Genomic DNA, 19875 nt, shown 5'->3' with positions numbered 1-19875 from the left:
CTTGCTGCCGTAGGCCGGATCCGGCTTGGAGGCTGGCGTTATCGTGTGCCGTTTGGTTACAAAGTTATGCCCCGAGCGTAATCATGGAGAGATGGACCAGAACAATCACACGAAGGTCTGTCCCTACATAAACCTAGGTTTCGGATCGGCGACCTGTCCTTGCGGGGGATGGGACGTACAAAGGACGAGAAGCGGGGAGCTTTCGATCTTTGACCGATCGCCGCGGATGGAAGTGTCCAGCATAATGAAAGAGCGGCTCTAGGTAGAAGGCGGCCTGATCGGAGTTGTCTCTGGATACAGCAAGCGCGTCTCCGATCATCCAAATCAGGTGCACCAACAAGAATAAACTCTTTTTTAGTGGCCAAGTCCACTTGGGCCGTTAACTCTCGTGTATCGTAATCAGAAGATTGCGCGATCCGTGGATCAAATAGGAAGAGGATCATGGACGGTTCGCGAAAGCGCCACGGCGACACCACGAATCAATTCCTTTCAGCGGGTCTCGTCATCCGACAAAAGGAGCCCAAGAATCTGGAGGCCCCCTTTGATCAGATCGTTTCCTACCTTACCCCGTCGCAGCTATTTTACATCCGCAGTCATTTTCCCATACCGGCTCTGGACCGAGCCTCCTATCAACTGCGGATCGATGGTGCGGTTAGGCAGCCGTTCGCATTGAGCTACGACGAGTTGCGCAGCATGCCGTCCGAGAGCAGAGTTGCGACGTTGGAGTGTGCAGGCAACAGCCGGGTGTTTCTCGTCCCCCAGGTGCAGGGGGCGCAATGGGAGCTCGGAGCCGTAAGCAATGCGGAATGGACGGGAGTACCCCTGCGCGCGTTACTGGAGCGCGCCGGTCTGGCCGAAGATGCTTGTGAGATCGTGCTCGAAGGAGCCGATCGTGGAATTCCCAAAGAGGAGCCGATGCCTCCTGGCCCGATCTCGTACGCCTGGAGCGTGCCCCGAGCTAAGGCAGTTCAGCCAGAAGTCCTGATCGCCTACCAGATGAATGGTCGCGATCTGCCGCAAGATCACGGATTTCCGGTCCGGGCAATTGTTCCCGGGCATTATGGAATGGCATCCGTCAAGTGGCTGACGAGTATCCACGCGGTACGCGAACCGTTCCGCGGCTATTGGAACACATCGGATTACGCCTACTGGGCTTGGATGGATGGAAAGCCCGTTCGGAGCGCATTGGGAGAAATGCAAATCAAATCCGAGATCGCACGACCACGCGTTTATGAAACGCTGGCGCCGAACCAGATCTACAGGGTTTGCGGGGCTGCATGGGCCGGGGAGACCGACGTGACCCAGATCGCCGTGAGTACGGATGGTGGCCGAACCTGGACCGCAGCGGAATTTCTAGACCCGGTGCGCCGGCATGCCTGGCGACGTTGGAGATTCGACTGGCTTACACCGAAAGAGCCAGGGCAATACACTTTGCTGGCCCGCGCCACGGACGCGGACGGCGTAATCCAACCTGATGCGCATGACCAGAACTACGGCACCTACGTGATCAATCACCTTCTCCCAATTGAAGTATTCGTAGGCGATCCTGGAGGCCCGCAACCGTGACGCCGGGGCACCCGCTCGCTCGAACACGTCACTCGCAGTCTCTTTCGACTTTAGGAGGCCGGGCCATGAAATATAGCAAGCGGTCGTTTGCCGTCGTCTCCGTGCTTTTCGCGCTTCTGCTGTCATCCAGCGCGGAAACACTCAATGCACGTGACTCCGATCTCGACCTTCTCATCTTTGCGGCGGCCCAGACCGCTAATCAGCAATGCATAAATACCTGTCGTACGCGATATCGCGACTGCCGGTCCTTGAAGCAAATACCGTTGTCCGAGTGTCGGGGCATTTACCAGGATTGTACCCGCTACACCTGCAGTGCTGGCGCAGCGGATCGCCCCTCTTGGTCAGGGTTTCCGAGGTAATCGATAGCGAAGGCCGCTCGCGCTTATGGCCCGCGCTAAGCGCCAACAGCGGCCGTTCCGACCAACGGCGGCCCCTTGTCAATCCAATCGTGGAATGTGTCGACCCCCACCTCGCCGAAACAGGCTGCAGCTGCGCGATCTTGCTTTGGTGGCGGGTGCAGTACTGCGAAACCGGTCGCCTGCGTATACCGAACACTTTACGGCCGTCTGCCAGATCAGGGAGGAGGCCGCGGACGCATCCAGTGTCGCTCCAAAAAATCAACGAAGGCGCGCACCTTGGGCAGAAGCAGGCGGTTGCGCAGGGTCAGGATGCTCAATGGCGTGGGCGGCCGCTGATAGGCCTCGAGCACAATCCTGAGCCGTCCATCAGCGAGACAATTCGCGACCTGCCAGGATGGCACCTGGACGAGTCCGACTCCTGCCAGAGCCGCACTGGCCAACGTATCGAAGTCATTGGCGCAAAGCCGGGTTGGAATGCGCAGCGATCTTCGCACTGCCCCGTCCTGGAAGCTCCATTCCGCCGCGCCTGGTACATCGCCAAAGGCCAGGCAGTCCTGCTCGACCAGGTCGTCCGGCGTCGCCGGCTCGCCGCGCCGGCGCAGATAGTCCGGCGCGGCGCAGACAACAAGCTGGATGTCGTCGAGCTTGCGGACAATCAGGCCTGAATCTTCCAGTGGTCCAATGCGAAAGGCAACATCGATACCTTCGTCGGCGAGACGTACCGGCCGATCCACCAGCATCAGATCGATCGAGACCCGGGTCTGCTCCGCCAGAAAGCCGGGCAGCATTGGTGCTAACCGCAGCCGACCGAGCAACGATGGAGCGCTCACGTGCAACCGGCCGGACGCTACCCCCGTCTGCGTGGTCAGGCCGCGTTCCGCCTCGGCGACCTCCTCCAAAATCTGCTTCGCCCGCTCGTAGTAGAGTCGACCGGACTCCGTCAGCGAGAGATGGCGCGTCGTTCTCTCGACAAGCGTGGTGCCGAGGACCTCTTCGAGTGCCATGAGTTGGCGGCTGACGGAGGTCAGAGAAAGACCCAACTGACGGCCTGCGGCCGACAGATTCCCCGCATCCGCAATCTTAACAAACACCCGCATCGCCGCGAACTTGTCCATCGGCGGATTATCGCGAAAAACGGAAAGATGTCTCGCCAAATCTCCAGATACTCACCCAAACGGGAGACACCACATGTCGGTCGTTGGATGGCAGAACAGACGAGCAAGCGATGAAGATCTGTGTATTCGGTGCCGGTGCGATCGGCGGTTACATGGCGGGGGAGCTCGCATTGGCGGGCCACGAAGTTTGCGCAATTGCCCGCGGTTCGCACCTGGCGGCCATTCGGAGCCACGGACTCAAGTTGATCGTGGAAGGACGGACGCGCACGGTAGACTTGCCGGCAAGCGACGACCCCGCGGCGTTCGGCCCGCAGGACGTCGTGATCTGCGCGCTGAAGGCGCAGCAGGCCCACGCCAGCGCGGGCGCGTTCGCCCCGCTGCTCGGTCCACGCACCGCCGTTCTCACAGCGATGAACGGCATTCCCTGGTGGTATTTCTACAAGGAGCGTGGCCGGTTGGACGGCCATCATCTGGAAAGTGTCGATCGCGGTGCCACGCAATGGAACGCGATTGGAGCGGAGCGCGCCATCGGCTGCGTGGTCGATCCCGCCTGCGAGGTCGTGGCGCCCGGCGTGATCGAGCATCGCCTGTTCAAGCGCTTCACCATCGGCGAACCCGACGGCTCCACCTCGGACCGCATCGTGGCCCTGCGCGATGCGCTGGTTTCGGCCGGATTCGATGCGCCGATCCGCGATACCATCCGCTGGAACATCTGGCTCAAGCTCTGGGGCAATGTCTGCTTCAACCCGATCAGCGCTCTTACCCTCGCGACCCTCGATCGTGTCACCTCCGAACCCGGCCTCCGCGCCCTATGCAAGTCCATGATGGCCGAAGCGCAGGCTGTCGCGGCCGCCCTCGGCGTTGCGATCACCGCGCAAATGATGGAGCGGCGGCTGAACGCAGCCGGTTCCGTCGTCGGTCACAAAATTTCGATGCTGCAAGATCTCGAACGAGGCCGATCCCTGGAGATCGATGCACTCGTCACCGCCGTCCAGGAAATGGGCCGTCTCGTCAAGGTCGCAACACCGACGATCGACGCGGTCCTTGCGCTGGTGCAGGAGCGCGGCCGGCAAGCTGGACTCTACAGTCACGACATCAGCCGGGCCGATGGGAGCGACGAATGGTCAGATTACAGGCTCGATTGAGCGCCAACGGGGCAGGCCTCGCGCCGCAGCAAACGCCCGCGCACTGGAAAAAGAGGAGAAGACAGTGACCATGGACAATGCGTCCTGCGGCCGGCCGAGGCTGGTAGCAAGCAGCCCTCACCCGTCCTCGTCGATCGGCTTTGGCATGACCCTGGTGATGGCGATCGCGTGCGGCGTGGCCGCTGCCAATATCTACTATAACCAGCCGATGCTCGGTATCATGGAAGCCGCCTTCCCAGGCCAGATCGCAGTGATCGGGCTCGTGCCGACGGCGACCCAGCTCGGTTTCGCCGCTGGCCTTTTGTTGCTGGTGCCGTTGGGAGACCGCTTCGACCGGCGGCGCCTCATCCTGATTCAACTCGCGGCCCTCACGTTGTCGCTGGCCGCCGCTGCTCTCGCTCCGGACGCCTGGTCGCTCGTGATTGCATCGGCACTCGTCGGAGTGACATCAAGCGTGGCGCAGCAGATCGTGCCGTTCGCGGCCGAGTTGGCCGAACCCAGCCGCCGCGGTGCGACCATCGGAACTGTGATGAGCGGCCTGCTCTGCGGCATCCTGTTTGGCCGCGCCCTTGCCGGCGCTGTGGGTGACCACTATGGCTGGCGCGCCATGTTCTGGCTCGGCCTGCTGCTGGCGGTTGCGGTGGGCTTGTTGTTGGCGGCGGTCTTGCCTGGAAGTCGGCCCAAGACGCAGGAGAGCTACGGCGCCCTGCTCAAATCTCTGGCCATTCTCTGGCGGGAAGAGCCGAAGTTGCGACGGGCGACCATCATCCAGGGCTGTCTGTTCGGCTCGTTCAGCGCGCTGTGGACGATTCTGGCGCTGCAACTCGACGCCCGATATCATCTCAGCGCCGAGATCGCCGGCCTGTTCGGTATCGTCGGTGCGGTCGGCGTGCTCTTTGCGCCTATCGCCGGGAAGATCGCAGACCGCAGAGGTCCTCATGCTGTCATCGGACTGGGCAGCATCATCATGCTCACGTCCTGGGTGGTTTTTGAGGTGTGGGGCATGATCGCCGGCCTGATCGTCGGCGTCATTTTGCTGGACTTCGGCGAGCAGGGGGCGCTGGTCTCGAACCAGCACGTCATTTATGCGCTTCGCCCGGAAGCGCGCAACCGGCTGAACACGATCTTCATGGGCGGAATGTTTGTCGGTGGGGCGGTCGGCTCAGCGGGCGCGAGCCTCGCTTGGGAATTCGCTGGCTGGACCGCTGTCTGCACTTTCGGGGCAGCCCTGGTCGCAATCGCCTTGGGCCTGCATGCTTGCGGTCGTGTGGCCGGAAAGCGGTGATTTTCTTCTTGATGGCGATCGTAACTGCAATCGTTGCTACTCGAATTCCGAGATGGAAGAAGAACCTGTTTGCGAGTTTCGGATTCAAACTCCTATGAGCGTTCGAAACCAACGTCTTACCCGAAGATGTCACGGTTTCGTCAGAAAGCTCTCAACGAAATCGAGGTACGTAGTGCGGTAGCCTTGCCCGACCCGGATACTGTCGCCGAATTCCAGATAAGGATCGCTCTCACCATCATAGGCTGGCCAGTGTGGCAGCATGCCCCCATTGGGGTCACCGGTCGACGCAAACCGCACCCAGGCGTCGGCCATCGCCGCCGACAACGTGCGGTCCGTCGCATCGAATGCGCCGCGCGGGATGAAACGATGCGCCCCGAGATTCGCAAGAGCGTAGTCGATCTCCTCGCTGTGGGTCGGCGCCGGCGGGACACCTCCGGGGCTGCGCGTAAACAGATAGCGAAAAGTCTTCGGCTGCACCTTCGACATGCCGCGCGCCAGACCGCGCACGCCATAGTTGAATTGCGTATCGCCAAAAGCATAGCTCAGGGCGCTTGGCACCGCCGCATCCTTATCGAATTTGTAGAGCGCCATCAGCTCACCGGCAGAGGCACCAAAATTCGTGTCCGCATAAGCCCGCGCTTCGTCCACCGTATGGATTGGCCAGTTTCTCACAAACAGCCGCCCCTCGTCGCTGTTGCCCCCAACGATCAGAGGCACACGGTGAATCTCGCCGGTCGCGAAGGCCGCTGTGTCAGTGCGCGGGACTACCCACCCGTCGAGGATTGGGCCGAGTGCACGCGGTGTCGTCAATCGCCGGACTGCCGGTACAATCCTATCGGTCATGGCCAGAACCTGCTCGGCCGACATCTCCCGCATCGCAGCGATATCTGGCCCCACGATTTTACCAATCTCCGAGGCATCGGTGAGTGAGCTTAGAGGCCGCATCGCGCCTGGGCTTTCAAGGATTGCGCCGTGCACGAGCCCTTCCGACAAAGGCGAAACAAGCACCATGTCGAGCAGGCTCGCCCCCGCTGACTCGCCGAACACGGTCACTCGATTCGGGTCCCCACCGAACGCCGCGACGTTACTTTTTAACCACCGAAGTGCTGCGATGACATCGAGGATGCCGTAGTTGCCAGCGCTGTGGTGTGGCGATTCAGCCGCAAGAGCGGGGTGCGCGAGGAACCCGAACACGCCGGTCCGATAGTTCACGGTTACCACTACCACGCCTTTGCGCGCCAACGCCTCGCCATCGTAGATGGGCAGCGACGCTGACCCGTCGACGAAGCCGCCGCCGAACACCCACACCATAACGGGCAAAGCGCCACCGCTGTTTTGCGCGGGAGCCCAAATGTTCAGCGTCAAGCAATCCTCGCTCACCCCTGGCGCGCGCGTATCCGGCAGTCGCTTCTGCATGCAGTCGGCGCCAAACTGCGTCGCGTCACGCACGCCCTGCCACGGCGTCGGCGGCTCCGGCGGGCGCCAGCGCAGCGCTCCGATCGGCGGCGCCCCGAACGGAACGCCCTTGAAAACGCGAATATCGCCGCCGCTACCTGCGAGCGCACCGGTGGAGGTCTGCACAATGACTGGCTCAGCCTCAGCTGCCACAGCCGAAACCAGAAGTGCAAAGAGAACTACCATCACTCGTCGTTTGCTCATTGTTCCTCCAAGGGCTGGCAAGCATATTTCTTACTGTGGTCTTATTCGTCATGGGACAGGCGAGCTTTCTGAAGGGCGGGCGAGGGTTTTGCGCAACAGTGAAGCCTGTAAAACGCAAAATCTAACCCGCCGTCAAAGCAAGAAGGGGCAAACTCGGAAGTGAGCCGACCAAACCGGACGCGGCTTCGGCACGGTGAATAACCCTTCTTCGCCTCTCGATCGTGGCTATCTTCTCGCCTTGCCGAAATACATCAATTCCCAAATCGCCTGGTCCTCGAAGGTTTCGGTTCTCGCCTCCCCTTCGAATTTCTCGATCGTGACCTTGCCGGTGAAGCGGTGATAGGCGCCGTCAAAGCCGATCAGCCGGGCGACGATCCGCTTCAGCAGCGGCATTCGGTCGGTGAAGATCGCTTGCAGAATGGTTTTCTCGCGCTCGAATGACACGACATAGCGCGTGTTGGCATCGTGATAGGTGTAGCGCGTGAGATCCGCCACCGGCTTGCCGGTCTTACTGTCGGTCGCGACACGATCCATCTCAAAGGATACTTTGGCATCGTCGTCAGCGATGATCTTGCCGTCTTTGGCCAGCATATAGACGATCTGCGTTTCATAGCCGTAGGCTGCGGTGGCTGTGATGTAGGATGCGATGACCGTGTAGGGCCCGACACTGGCTCGCGCCCAATACCAGTTGTGCATGAGCGTCTGCATGGGGACGTCGCCCCAATTGTGATCGTGATATCCGCTGCCGGAAGCTCGATGTTCCTCATCGCCGATCGTGTAGCGGACATTTGCCAGTCCATGGGGCACCGATGGAAGCCAGGCAAAGAGCTTTTCTTGCCCCACCGTACCAAAATAGAGATGACCGGACTTGGGACGCCAGGCGGGCACGTCTCCCGTAAATTCAATGTCGACCGAAATCTCCTCGATGGTTGCCGTGATGTGGTAGCGATTGAGATCGCCGACGAAGCGGTTCGTGCCGATCCGGACGTCGCAAGTGGACTTCGATGCGTCAAACAGCTCCGGCTTCGTGTCGAGAAACTTCACAAAGCTGCGGCCGTCAGCCAGCGTGAGATTGATGGTGACCCGTGGCGCGAGAGGACTGTTCGGGCTGACATTGGGCTTGGTAAAGAAGACCACGACGACGGTCGCACCATCGTCGAGATGAGCATCGAAGTACCACCATTCATAGCGGCCCCTTTCCGTGCCGATGCGTTGCCCGTCCTCAAACTCCGCTACGTCAACGGCGGAGATACCAAATCTGTCGTAATCGGCGCGACGATCCGCCAGCCGAAGGTGGCCGTTTTTGCTGCGATGCATGGGTCCGGCTGCTCCTGGCGTGGCTTTATCGTCTGGCCTCGAAACTGATACGCAACGTGGCGAGACTGGTTTTGCGGATCGGATCAAGGTTCATTGTCGGATCGACGAGCAGTTGCATGGAGAGGCCCAGTTGCAGGCTGCCCACCATCAGCGCGGCGGCATCGGCGTCCAGATCGGGTCGAATACAGCCCTCGGCCTGCCCCCTTTGGACATAGTGCCGAAGCCGCGTCCTTACTTGCTCATGTGCCGTAGCAAACGCCGTCCGCAACGAGCTCGCATCGGCTACTGCGGCCGACAGCATCATGAAGTAGGCCTTCAGCTCGCCCTTCTCGGACAGGCTGCGCAGATAGAGATCCGTATCGGCGAGCAGCGCCTCCAGCCCGGACATCCGATCGAAGCCGTGCTCTGCAGCCAATTCCGCCCGGCGCTCATGGAGGTAGCTGACCACGGCGTCGATCAGCCCTTGCTTTGAGCCAAATCGGCGCGTGACCAGGCTGCGGCTAAAGCCACCTCGTTGGCCGATCGCTTCGAACGTAGCCGCGCTGACGCCGTGTTCGGCGGTAACGGAGATTGCGGCCCTGACCAGGCCTCGTTCGGAATCTTCGCGACGTTCGGCCTGGGTACGACGAACGCGCGCGGCTGATCGGTCGATCATCTGAAACATACCCCCTTATAACTTAGTAGTTGGATAACTACTATCTTAATGTTAGCCTACCGTCGCAGGGCCGCAGCCGACGGCCAAGAATACCGCAAGGGAGAGACGTGAGATGACCATTCCTCAGGAGGTGGCGGACACCATCGTCGATCCCAAGGCCTACGCTGACGGAAGAATCTACGAAAGCTACGCCTGGCTTCGCGCCAACGATCCGCTGGGTGTCGCGCAACCGGCAGGCTACGATCCGTTCTGGGTCGTCACCCGACACGCCGATATCCTCGAGATCAGCCGTCAGAACGACCTCTTTCATAGCGGCGATCGGGCGACGACCATCGTCAACAAGGCGACCGACGATCACGTCCGCAAGCAGACCGGCGGCAGCCCGCACCTTGTGCGCAGTCTGGTGCAGATGGATGCACCGGACCATCCGAAGTATCGCGCCCTGACCCAGGCCTGGTTCATGCCGCGCAACATCGCAGGCCTCGAACAGCGTATCCGCAACATCGCCCGCGCCTCGGTCGAGCGCATGGCCGCGAAAGGCGGCGAATGCGATTTCGTCCGCGAGGTCGCCCTCCACTATCCGCTGCACGTGGTCATGGAGATTCTTGGCGTCCCGGAGGCCGACGAACCGCGCATGCTGATGCTGACGCAGGAATTGTTCGGCGCTGCGGATCCGGAGCTCGGCCGTGCCCCCGGCGCTACGACTGTCCCTGGCGATCGCAGTTCGATCCAGGCGGTGCTGGCCGACTTCTATCAGTACTTCGCGCAGATCAGTGCGGATCGCCGCGCGAATCCCCGCGACGATCTGGCGACGGTCATTGCAACCAGCCAGGTCGATGGACGCCCGATCTCGGAATTCGAGGCGATGAGCTATTACGTCATCGTCGCCACCGCAGGCCACGATACGACGTCATCGACTACCGCCGGGGCGATGCGCGCCTTGTGCGAAAACCCGGACCAGTTCGCCTATGTGAAGGAAGATATCTCGCGCGTACCGGGCTTCATCGACGAGGCCATTCGTTGGACGACAGCGGTCAAGACCTTCATGCGCTCGGCCACGGCGGATGCGCAGGTGGGCGGTCGGGCGATCGCCAAGGGTGATTGGCTGATGCTTTGCTATGCGTCCGGCAATCGCGACGAAGCGGTGTTTGATGAGCCGGATCGCTTCCGCGCGGACCGAAAGCCGAACAAGCAGCTTGCGTTCGGCTATGGCGCGCATCTCTGCCTCGGGCAACACCTCGCCAAGATGGAAATGCGCATCCTCTACGAGGAGCTTCTGCCGCGGCTGCAATCGGTCGAACTCGCTGCCGAGCCGAGGATGTCGGAGGCCCTGTTCGTCAACGGGCTGAAGCGCCTGCCGATCAGGTTCAAATTCTCGTAGGCGCGACGGGCGTTTCGATGCCGAGCTGAAATCGCCGGACCTTCTCCCGGCTAATGACGAAGACCGCCAAAAAGAAGTCGGCTGCTCGGAACTAAGAGGATGCGACGATGAATTCTCTGACCCTGGGCCCGCTTCAGATCGACCCGGATTGGATGACTGGCGCGTTGCGGCGAGCCGGCGCAATACGCGAGTCAAGAGTTGCAGATATGACCTGCAAGCCGGTAGGCAACGGGCTTGTTGGCGACAGCTATCGTTACGACCTGAGCTATGAAGGAGCCGAGCCCGATGCGCCGGCCAGCGTGATCGGCAAATTTCCGGCGGCCGATCCGGACAGCCGCCGCGCAGGTTCTGCGCACCTGCTCTATCTGCGCGAAGTGTCGTTCTATCGCGAGCTGGCCCACACCCTCGCGATCAATACGCCCCGCGCCTTCGTCGCCGAGATCGATCTTGAAACCGACGATTTCATCCTGATCTTGGAAGACCTGGCGCCATTCCGGCAGGTGGATCAGCTCGCCGGCTGTTCGGTGGAAGACGCTGGGATCGTGATGATGGAGGCTGCGGCGTTGCACGCCCCTCGCTGGGGCGACCCAGCGCTGCAATCTCTGGACTGGCTGGTGGCCCGCCCGGCTCGTGCCTCCGCCACGCTGAATGAGACGCTACCTCCTATCATCCGTCTCTTCAAAGACCGCTACCGGGACGCGCTCGAACCGGAGTTCCTGACACTTGTGGAAAAGCTTCCTGAAGTGCTGGCGCACAGCCGAGAAGACCGATCATCACCGCGCACGGTGCAGCACGCCGACTTCCGTCTCGACAATGTGCTCTTCGACATCAAGGGGGGCGCGCGGCCGATGGCGACGCTCGATTGGCAGACCCTGAGCGTCGGACCGGGTGCCATGGACGTGGCCTATTTCCTGTCCGCTGGCCTCGATCCGTCCGAGCGGCGGCGGCACGAAGCCGATCTGGTGCGTTTCTATCACGCCGAGCTGACCCGGCGCGGCGTGCGAAACTATGACTGGGACCATTGCTGGCATGACTATCGGCGGCAGACCTTGCACGGCATCCTGATGGGTGTGTTCTCCGCCCTCAGCGTCCGGCGGACCGAACGGGGCGATGCACTGTTCCTCAAGATGACCCGAGGCGCCTGCGAACAGGCGCTCGATCACCTAAGCTTCGACCTCTGGCAATCCGAACGGAGAAACTGATGCAGATCACAGCCGCTGTGGTTCGCGAGCCGGGCGCGAACTTCACCCTGGAGGCCGTTGAGCTCGACGAGCCGCGGGCTGACGAGATTTTGGTGCACATCGCCGCGGTCGGCGTCTGCCACACCGATCTGGTGGCGCGGGACGGCGTCATGCCCTTCTGCATGCCGGCTGTGCTGGGCCACGAAGGCGCGGGCATCGTGGAGAAGGTCGGTTCGGCGGTGACCAAGGTTGCGCCAGGCGACCGAGTGGCCCTCACCTTCCGTTCATGCGGATCGTGCGACCGCTGCCGGAGCGGCGACCCAGCCTATTGCTACACCATGCCGATGCTCAACTATGTCGGCATGAGGCCGGACGGCTCAAAGGCGATCGGCCAGGGCGACGTCGCGATCTCGTCCAACTTCTTCGGCCAGTCGTCCTTCGCCACCTATGCGCTGGCCTACGAACGCAATGTCCTGAAGCTTCCGGACGACATCCCCTTCGAGATCGCCGCGCCGCTCGGCTGCGGCGTCCAGACCGGCGCCGGCGGGGTGATGCTGGCGCTGGCATGTCCCAGAGGCTCCTCTATCCTGATCACCGGCGGTGGCGCCGTTGGACTGTCGGCGGTGATGGGCGCGGCGATCCAAGGTTGCCGGACTATCATCGTGGTGGAGCCGCATGCAGCGCGGCGTGCCCGCGCGCAACAGCTGGGCGCCACACACGTGATCGCTCCCGCGGAAACTCCAAACCTCGCCGCGGCTGTGCGGGCCATCCTGCCCAATGGGGTGGACTATGCCTTCGACACCACCGGCCGGCCCGAGGTCATCACGGCGGTGATGGGCGCGCTGGCGCCCAAGGGCGTATTGGGCATCGTCGGGATTCCGCCGGCGGGCACGCCTATGCCGGGCGACCTCGGGACCGTGCTCACCTTGGGCCAAACCGTGCGTGGGATCATCGAGGGCGACAGTGACCCAGACGTCTTCCTGCCGGTCCTGATCGATCACTGGCGCGCCGGCCGGCTGCCCTTGGAGATGCTGATCCAGGTCTTTCCATTTGACCAGATCAACCACGCCATCGTCGCGCAGCACAACGGCGACTGCGTCAAGGTGGTGCTGACCCTGCCATCGGCCTGAGCATACTCAATCACGATCGTCGGTTCTGCCCTCGGATCAATAACGGAAGCCCCCATGCTCAACAAACTCGATGACTTCCCAATCCACCAAACGCCGGAGCCGATTGCCGTTCCTGTGACCAGCGACCGCAATGTCTACGACCGGACATGGTTCAATGGCTATGCCTGTGACGGTTCCTATTACTTCGGTATCGGGATGGCGATCTATCCGCATCGCCGGATCATGGACTGCGCCTTCAGCATCGTGCAGCCGGGTGGGCGCCAGCACTGCTTCTACGGCTCGCGCCGCGCCCCGCTCGAGCGCACCGACATGCAGGTTGGTCCCTTCCATCTACAGGTAATCGAGCCGATGCGCCGAGCCCGGGTGGTGCTGGAGGACAACGCCAGCGGCGTCTCCTGCGACCTGATCTTCTCGGCCCGCACCGCGGCGATCCAGGAAGCGCGCCAGACCTTATGGTCGGGCGCACGGCGCGTGATGGACGCCACCCGCTTTGATCAGTTCGGCCGCTGGAGTGGCGTGGTGCGCCATCCGGACGGGGAGATCCAGGTCGACGAAGCGGTATGCCACGGGACCAAGGACCGCTCCTGGGGCGTGCGCAACGTCGGCGAGCGCGAGGTCGGCGGCGCGCCGCCTGCACCCCCGAGCGTGTTCTTCCTCTGGGCGCCGCTGGTGTGGGACGACCACATTTCCCACGCTATCTTCTTCGACGGTCCGCGTGGCGAGGCCTTGATCCGGGAAGGCATCGTTGCTCCGCTTTATGCGACGGAAGCCGCTGTGCCCGGCGTAGAGGACGGAAAGGATCAGCGCATGGCGACCGCGCGTCATCGGGTGAAGTATGTTCCCGGCACGCGGCTGGCGCGGTCCGCCGAGATCGACCTGGTGGATCACGACGGCAAGACGCGCACGATTGCACTCGAGCCAATCCTCAAGTTCCAGATGAAGGGCCTCGGCTACGGCCATCCCCAATGGGGACAGGGCATGTGGAAGGGCGAGTTGGAAATCGGCGGGGAGTCATTCGATCCGCAACAGCTTGACCCGCTCGCGCCGGAGCATCTTCACGTCCAGCAGGTCGTCCGCGCCAGCGATGGAGAGCGCACCGGCGTCGGCGTGCTGGAGCAGATCTGTCTCGGTCCCTATGAACCGTCCGGGTTCGCAGGCCTCTCCGACGGAGCAAAGGATTAGCCGATCGGGGATATTCCACTAGCCTGAGACCAGCTAGTGTGCGCCGCCGCCGGAGCCCATGCCCTTTCTGAGCAATGAGACCGGAAGAATGGCGATGATGAGAATGGCGCCGAGCAATCCGAAGGCGTCGGCGTAACCCATGATCGTGGCTTGTGCGCGGATGATCTGGCCGACGGCGATGATGGCGCGGTGCGTTGCTCCCGCGGGATCGGGGAACCCATGCGACATGAAATACTGCTGTAGATCGGCGAGCCGGTCGCGGGTCGCAGGCTCGAGCAGCGACACATGTTCGTTGATAATCGCGGAGTGAAACTGCTCGCGCTTGGTAAAGAAGGTCTCTACCGCAGCGGTGCCGATCGCGCCGCCGAGGTTGCGCATCATGTTGAAGAGGCCCGAGGCGGCGCCTGCCTCCGTCGGCCCGATCCCGACCATCGCAATGGCGGAGATTGGGGTCATGACGATCGACTGGCCGAGCGCCCTGATAATATTGGGCCAGAACAGCTGCGGCGCGGCATAGTTCTGGTCGAGATAAAGATTCATGAAGCAGCTGACGGCGAAGATCAGGAGGCCAGTGCCGACGAGAAGGCGCGCGTCGATGCGCTTCATCAATAGCGGCACCAGCGGGATCACCAACAGTTGCGGGAGCCCGGTCCAGGCCATGACCTCACCGGCTTGCTCCGAATCGAATCCTTGCGAGACGGCGAGATATTGGGGAAGCAGATAGGCGGAGCCGTAAAGGGCGAAGCCGAGCAGAAAATTGCCCAAGGTGCCGAGGCCGAAATTGCGGCGGCCGAGCAGCCGGAAATTGATCAGCGGCTGAGGTGTGAAGAACTCGAGCACCACAAAGGTGCCGATAGCGATCGCGGCAACAAGGCTCAATTTGACGATGAAGGGCGAACCGAACCAGTCATAGACATTGCCATCGTCGAGTACTGTCTGAAAGGCGGCGAGCCCGACCGCCATCAGCGCGACGCCTCGCCAATCGCCCTGGCGAAACAGGCCAAGCTGCATCGCTGAGCTTGGCAACGCGTAACAGAGCGCGCCGAGCATCACCGCACCGGGGACGAGATTGACATAGAAGACATAGGGCCAGCCATAATTGTCCGTAAAATAGCCTCCGATGGTCGGGCCGATCGCCGGCGCAAAGGTTGCCGTGACCGCGAACCCCGCGAACCCCAACGCATGCTTCGAGCGCGGCAGCATCGTCAACACGATGGTGAAGGCGAGCGGGATCATGACCCCGCCGGCGAACCCCTGCAGGATCCGGAACACGATCATCTCGCTGAGGCTGCTTGCCTGGCCGCACAGCGCCGAGAACAGCAAAAACAGCGCCGTGTTGGCGATCAAGTAGCGTCTCAGGGAAAAGACCCGGCTGAGGAAATCGGTCATCGGAATAACGATGATCTCGCCGATCAGATACGCGGTCGATATCCAGGTGCCATTAACGCCGCCGGTGCCAATGCCGCCTTCAATATAGGGCAGCGAAGCATTCGTGATCTGAATGTTGAGCACGGCGAGGAACGCACCGAGCAACCCGCCGCTGACGGCAATCCAGGTCTTCGGGGAGACTGCGGGCTCGTCGCTGCGTTCGCCCGAGGCGGTCATGATGCCCTCCCGGATGACGCCGACCAAATCGGCCTTGTGTCAATTGTCGGCTCAACCGACATGCCCGGCCGCAGCCTGCCCAACAGCGGCTCATCTTTGTCGATTTTGATCTTGACCGGGATGCGCTGGACGATCTTGGTGAAATTTCCAGTCGCATTGTCGGGCGGTAGCAGCGCAAACTCCTGGCCACTCGCCGGCGCGAGACTGTCGACGTGGCCGTGCACTACAGCGCCGGGGAAGGTGTCGATATCGATCGTGACCGCCTGGCCGGGCTGCACATCGGTCAGCTGGGTCTCCTTGTAATTCGCGACGACATAGACGGCCTGCAGCGGCGCAATCGCCATCAATTGCGTACCGGCCTGGACGTATTCCCCGACACGCAAAGTGCGAACGCCGACCGTGCCATCGACCGGGGCCGTGATCGTCGTGTAGCTGAGGTTGAGCTCGGCCTGGTGCTCCATCGCCTGCTGCTGGGCGAGTGTCGCGTCGGCCTGGGCGAGCTGCCCCCCAAGAACACCGATCTGCTTCTCGGCGGCCGCTACAACCGTGGTGTCTTGCCGCAGTGCAGCCTGCTTTTCGCTAATATCGGCCTGCGCTTGCTGCGCTCTCTGCACGGTACCGTAGCCGGTTGTGGCTAGATGCGTGTACCGCTGGAAATCCTGTTGCGAAAAGACGAGCGCGGCCTGATCCGAGACGACCTGCTGGCGGTCCTGCTCGATAACGAGTTTCTGCTGGGCTATCTGCTGGTTGAAAGTATTGATGCTCGCCTGCGCCACCGCGACGTTGGCGCGCGCCTCGTCGAGCGCGGTCTCGTAATCGCGCGGGTCGATCCGCGCGAGCACCGCGCCAGCCTTGACCGATTGGTTGTCGTCGACGGGTACTTCGGAAATATAGCCCGATACCTTGGGGCTAATCAGGACCGAATGCGCCTGTACATACGCGTCATCGGTCGAGACCAGAAAGCGGCCAATGGTCCAGTAGTGATCGCCATAAAAGCCAGCGACCACCAGCAGGGCGATCGCACCTGCCGCTTCCAGGACAGGACCAAGGCGCATTCGACGACTTCCGCCCGGCGTCTCCTTCGCGCTGGAAGTTCGTTTGAAAGAATGGTCTGGCATTTCCGCTACGGTCGAAACGGCCTGGTCCATGGGAAACCTCTTGGAGTGTGACGCCCTGGAGAAGCAGAGGGCGCGTCGATGCCGAGTTGCATTTGCCGCACGCCGGCAAGACTGAGCCTATTTCTGCACCGGATCTGGTGGCCGGTTCGAAAGGAGCTCGAAAGGATAGAGTGCGCTTGTCCACACCACCCAAATGTGTCGTCGTACGCCCTGTGATAATTCCCGAAAAACTGGAAGCACTGTCCAGTAACGGAGGATAATCGTAAGCGAGGCGTTGAAAGTGGCCGGTATTCACCCGCCGGCTGTCGCTTCGAAGCGCCAACCGGCGTCGACGATGAGCAACCACGTCCAGGTGATCGAGGAACGGCCGGTGCACGGCTACTGATCCATTTTCTGTTCGCACACCTACCCGCGACGTATTATTCCGCTGCGGTAGGCAAGAGCGCGGGCGCCGAAGGCGAATCCGCCTTGATTTGACGCGGCGGGCCCATCAAGACTGGCTGAAACAATACAGCAGCGGCCATCGTGCAAAGCAACGCGAGGGCCATCATCTTCCCCATGCTCGACATGCCGGGATAGCTCGACGCCCACATGCTTCCAAATGCCACCGCGTTGGTCATGGCGCTGAAGATCACTGCCCGGGTTAGGGCGGATTGCAACAATCCGGTTTTCCCGTCGCGCCAGGCCATGACGTAGTAGATCTTGAACGCGACGCCGACGCCCAGCAGAAGTGGTAGCGCGATAATGTTCGCAAAGTTGATCGCGGTACCGGTCAGCGCACAGATTTCGAGCGCGACAACACCGGCGAGCAGTAATGGTATCAGTGTCAATAGCACGTCCGTGATGCGCCGCAACGCGAAGAGGAGGAGCACAGTGATAGCGGCAAGTGCGAGAACCCCTGCTTCGATAAAGGCACCGATGACGGTTCGGCCGGATTCATAAAGGCTGATCGCGGGACCCGTCGCCAAAGGTTCTGCAGCCAGGACCGCGGTCGCGAATTTCTGCAGGACCCGGTTATCATTGGCGTTGCCCTTTGGCAGAGCTTGAACGCGAACCAGGCCGTCGGACGAGACCCAATCGCGCACCAGGTCTGGCGGAAGCGTCTGGATGGTCACCCGATGGGGATCGAGGCTGTTCCGAAGCCGGTCAAGGTCATAGACGAGCGACGGAACAGTCGCTTCTTCAGCGTCGCTTCGCGTGGTGGGGTTCGATTCCGCCAAGCGCTTCAGCAGACCGGAAACATGGCGAGCGGCGTCGGCGCGGGGCCCGGTGGCGTTGCCTGCGACCTTCGAGAGATCGCCCGCAGTCTTGCGGATCGCGTCGATCGTGTCCTGGTCCGATGGGGCTGATTGCTGCTGGGCAGGATTGAGGGCCGGGCTCAGACTGCGCGCTGCAAGTTTGATAGCGGCGATTTTTTCATCCTGATCGTCCGGAATGAAATTGCTGAGCGTCCGTGTGTGGGCTACCTCGGGTAGCGCCGCCAGGCGTTTGGCCACTCGATTGGCTTCGTCAAGCGATGTCGCCAGCACGTCGGCATCGTTGCCACTGGTCTCTGGATCTGCCTGCAATTTGCGATAGGTCACCACGGATGGAGCATTCGGACTTTCCAGGTTTATCGGATTGAAATCGAACGGCAGGCGGAATAGCAGCGGCGTCCCCGCCAACACCACACCGATCGTGCCGGCGATCACCGCAATGCGATGCCGCTGCAAGAAGTCATCCAGCGGCGCAAGGCTACCGAAGCCCACGGATGCCAATTCCCCCGGAGGCTTCACGATAGCCAGCATAGCCGGGACAAAGGTGATGCTGCAGATAAACGCAATCAGCATACCGCAACCGGCGATCAGACCCAATTCGAACAGGCCTTTGTAGCTGGTGGGCAGGAACGAAAAGAAGGCCAGCGTGGTTGCTGCCGCGGCCAGCGCGAGCGGATCGCCCACCTTGGCGGCTGCGCTCCGCAGCGCTTCGCGCAAAGTCGGCTGCCCTTGGCGCTCGGAACGATAGCGAACGCTGAACTGAATACCAAAATCGACGCCTAGTCCGACGAACAGAACGAAGAATGCGATCGAAATCAGATTGAAGGCGCCGACCATTGCAATTCCGAGCGCGGCCGTCGCCGCAAGCCCTACCGTCAGGCTAAAGAACACCGCCGCGACGACCTTCCAGGAGCGAAGCGCCAGCCACAATATGATGAGCGCGCCGATCAGCGCGGTCAGTGTGTCTCGCAGCGCGCTTTGCCTGATGACCGAGAACTGGTCATCGTTCAAGGGCACCGGACCGGTAAGCTCAACGTTCGCGGAGAACTTCTCGCTTAATTTCAGATCAGCAGCCGCGTGTCGGATGGCATCCGTCGCCTTGCGTCCCGGTTGCAGTGACTGAAAATCCAGAACGGGTTGCACCTCGATGAAGTGACGTAGCTGCGTCGCGGACGGCGGCGAGCCCTGGATCAGCTCCTGCCATGAAAATGTCGCTGGTTTTCCGCTCAGCACATCGTTCAACGTTCTGTCAGCCATTGAAAGCGGCCAGACAAGCTGGTCGAGCTTGACCTCTCCGCCTTGCACGCCGCCGGTGACGAAAGAAAGCGCCTTCATCACGCCGCGCAGACTTGGATCATTCGCGAGTGCGCCGATGAGAAACTGGGCCTTCGACAATCCATCGACCGATTTCTTGACATCGGACAAAGGTTTAAAAAGCAATCCATTATGCTGGAAGAACTCTCCGCTGTCAGCCTGAACGACCGAGTGGAACAGATCCGAATGCTTTAAGAGCTCTCGCTCGAGTGCGTTGGTGGCCTGCTCGGCGTTTTCCGGTGTCGCTGCCGTGACGACGACCAGGATTCCCTTCTCTTGAAATGCCTTGGATAGAGCAGACTGGCGCTGATGCCAGGGTAGATCCTGCGAGATCAGACTGTCGGTATCCGTGGTGATCGAAAAGCGCATGACGTCGTATGTGGCGGAGGCCGTGGCAAGCAGGATCCCGAAAATGACAACTTGCCAGCGACGTTGCACACAAAAATCTACAATCTGGACAATTGCTGAGTTCAGCATGATCGATCGTCGCCTCTTGGCTCGCTTACGAAGCCGGTGCTTGCAGCTTCAAGGTCGGCATCTATCGTGCTGGACGGCCTTCAGCAGAAATTTCGCGGACTGACCTATTCGCTTTGACTGGGGAATCGCT

At 61.4% G+C, this 19875-nt stretch carries 14 protein-coding genes; 7 read left to right on the top strand and 7 right to left on the bottom strand.

The window, feature by feature from the left end; translation table 11 throughout:
• Positions 1-441: 441 nt before the first annotated feature.
• Positions 442-1566 (top strand): sulfite oxidase, encoded by a 1125-nt coding sequence (locus UP10_RS32300; protein ID WP_044591243.1) that lies wholly within the window; start codon positions 442-444, stop codon positions 1564-1566.
• A gap of 574 nt (positions 1567-2140) precedes the next feature.
• On the opposite strand, the gene UP10_RS32295 is transcribed toward UP10_RS32300, so the two are convergent.
• The gene (locus UP10_RS32295) at positions 2141-3040 is read right to left on the bottom strand and encodes a LysR family transcriptional regulator (protein WP_044591242.1); all 900 of its coding nucleotides are present in this window, start codon (positions 3038-3040) and stop codon (positions 2141-2143) included.
• 110 nt (positions 3041-3150) lie between these two features.
• Here UP10_RS32295 and UP10_RS32290 point away from each other — a divergent pair, with 110 nt between their 5' ends.
• Together UP10_RS32290 and UP10_RS32285 are read left to right on the top strand one after the other, a co-directional pair.
• Positions 3151-4185: a 2-dehydropantoate 2-reductase gene (locus UP10_RS32290; protein WP_044591241.1), complete on the top strand. Its 1035-nt coding sequence runs from the start codon at positions 3151-3153 to the stop codon at positions 4183-4185.
• Between the two features lie 70 nt (positions 4186-4255).
• Complete coding sequence (locus tag UP10_RS32285) at positions 4256-5470, top strand: MFS transporter (protein WP_044591240.1); 1215 nt, start codon at positions 4256-4258, stop codon at positions 5468-5470.
• A 129-nt stretch (positions 5471-5599) separates the two neighbouring features.
• Here the strand turns inward: UP10_RS32285 and UP10_RS32280 are convergent, their stop codons facing one another.
• The 3 genes from UP10_RS32280 to UP10_RS32270 form a co-directional block, all read right to left on the bottom strand.
• A complete protein-coding gene (locus UP10_RS32280; RefSeq protein ID WP_082077356.1) occupies positions 5600-7129 on the bottom strand; it encodes a carboxylesterase/lipase family protein in 1530 nt (509 codons plus the stop codon).
• A gap of 225 nt (positions 7130-7354) precedes the next feature.
• Positions 7355-7972, bottom strand: a complete 618-nt coding sequence (locus tag UP10_RS46765; protein ID WP_502692315.1) for a carotenoid 1,2-hydratase family protein — start codon at positions 7970-7972, stop codon at positions 7355-7357.
• A 499-nt stretch (positions 7973-8471) separates the two neighbouring features.
• Positions 8472-9110, bottom strand: a complete 639-nt coding sequence (locus tag UP10_RS32270; RefSeq protein ID WP_044591238.1) for a TetR/AcrR family transcriptional regulator — start codon at positions 9108-9110, stop codon at positions 8472-8474.
• A gap of 103 nt (positions 9111-9213) precedes the next feature.
• Here UP10_RS32270 and UP10_RS32265 point away from each other — a divergent pair, with 103 nt between their 5' ends.
• From UP10_RS32265 to UP10_RS32250, 4 genes are all read left to right on the top strand, one after another.
• Complete coding sequence (locus UP10_RS32265; protein WP_044591237.1) at positions 9214-10482, top strand: cytochrome P450; 1269 nt, start codon at positions 9214-9216, stop codon at positions 10480-10482.
• 107 nt (positions 10483-10589) lie between these two features.
• On the top strand, positions 10590-11684 hold the full coding sequence (locus UP10_RS32260; RefSeq protein WP_044591236.1) for a phosphotransferase: 1095 nt from the start codon (positions 10590-10592) through the stop codon (positions 11682-11684).
• Positions 11684-12793, top strand: coding sequence for an NAD(P)-dependent alcohol dehydrogenase (locus UP10_RS32255; protein ID WP_044591235.1), 1110 nt, complete (start codon positions 11684-11686; stop codon positions 12791-12793). Before UP10_RS32260 ends, UP10_RS32255 begins: the two co-directional genes overlap by 1 nt.
• Before the next feature lie 54 nt (positions 12794-12847).
• Positions 12848-13975, top strand: a complete 1128-nt coding sequence (locus tag UP10_RS32250; protein WP_044591234.1) for an Rv3169 family protein — start codon at positions 12848-12850, stop codon at positions 13973-13975.
• Positions 13976-14008: 33 nt separating this feature from the next.
• Here UP10_RS32250 and UP10_RS32245 read toward each other — a convergent pair whose 3' ends face one another.
• The 3 genes from UP10_RS32245 to hpnN all read right to left on the bottom strand — a co-directional run bounded on the left by UP10_RS32245 (position 14009) and on the right by hpnN (position 19745).
• Positions 14009-15580 carry an MDR family MFS transporter gene (locus tag UP10_RS32245; protein ID WP_044591369.1) on the bottom strand — a complete coding sequence of 524 codons (1572 nt, stop codon included), beginning with the start codon at positions 15578-15580 and terminating at the stop codon, positions 14009-14011.
• A complete protein-coding gene (locus UP10_RS32240; protein WP_082077355.1) occupies positions 15577-16728 on the bottom strand; it encodes an HlyD family secretion protein in 1152 nt (383 codons plus the stop codon). The genes UP10_RS32245 and UP10_RS32240 overlap by 4 nt, the downstream gene beginning before the upstream one ends.
• A 389-nt stretch (positions 16729-17117) precedes the next feature.
• Positions 17118-19745: a hopanoid transporter HpnN gene (gene hpnN, locus UP10_RS32235; protein WP_044591232.1), complete on the bottom strand. Its 2628-nt coding sequence runs from the start codon at positions 19743-19745 to the stop codon at positions 17118-17120.
• Positions 19746-19875: the final 130 nt, after the last annotated feature.

It is taken from the genome of Bradyrhizobium sp. LTSPM299, from assembly GCF_000938235.1.
GTDB lineage: Bacteria > Pseudomonadota > Alphaproteobacteria > Rhizobiales > Xanthobacteraceae > Bradyrhizobium.
The sequence above is the reverse complement of the archived record's forward strand: the minus strand, read 5'-3'. Positions and strand labels throughout refer to the sequence as shown.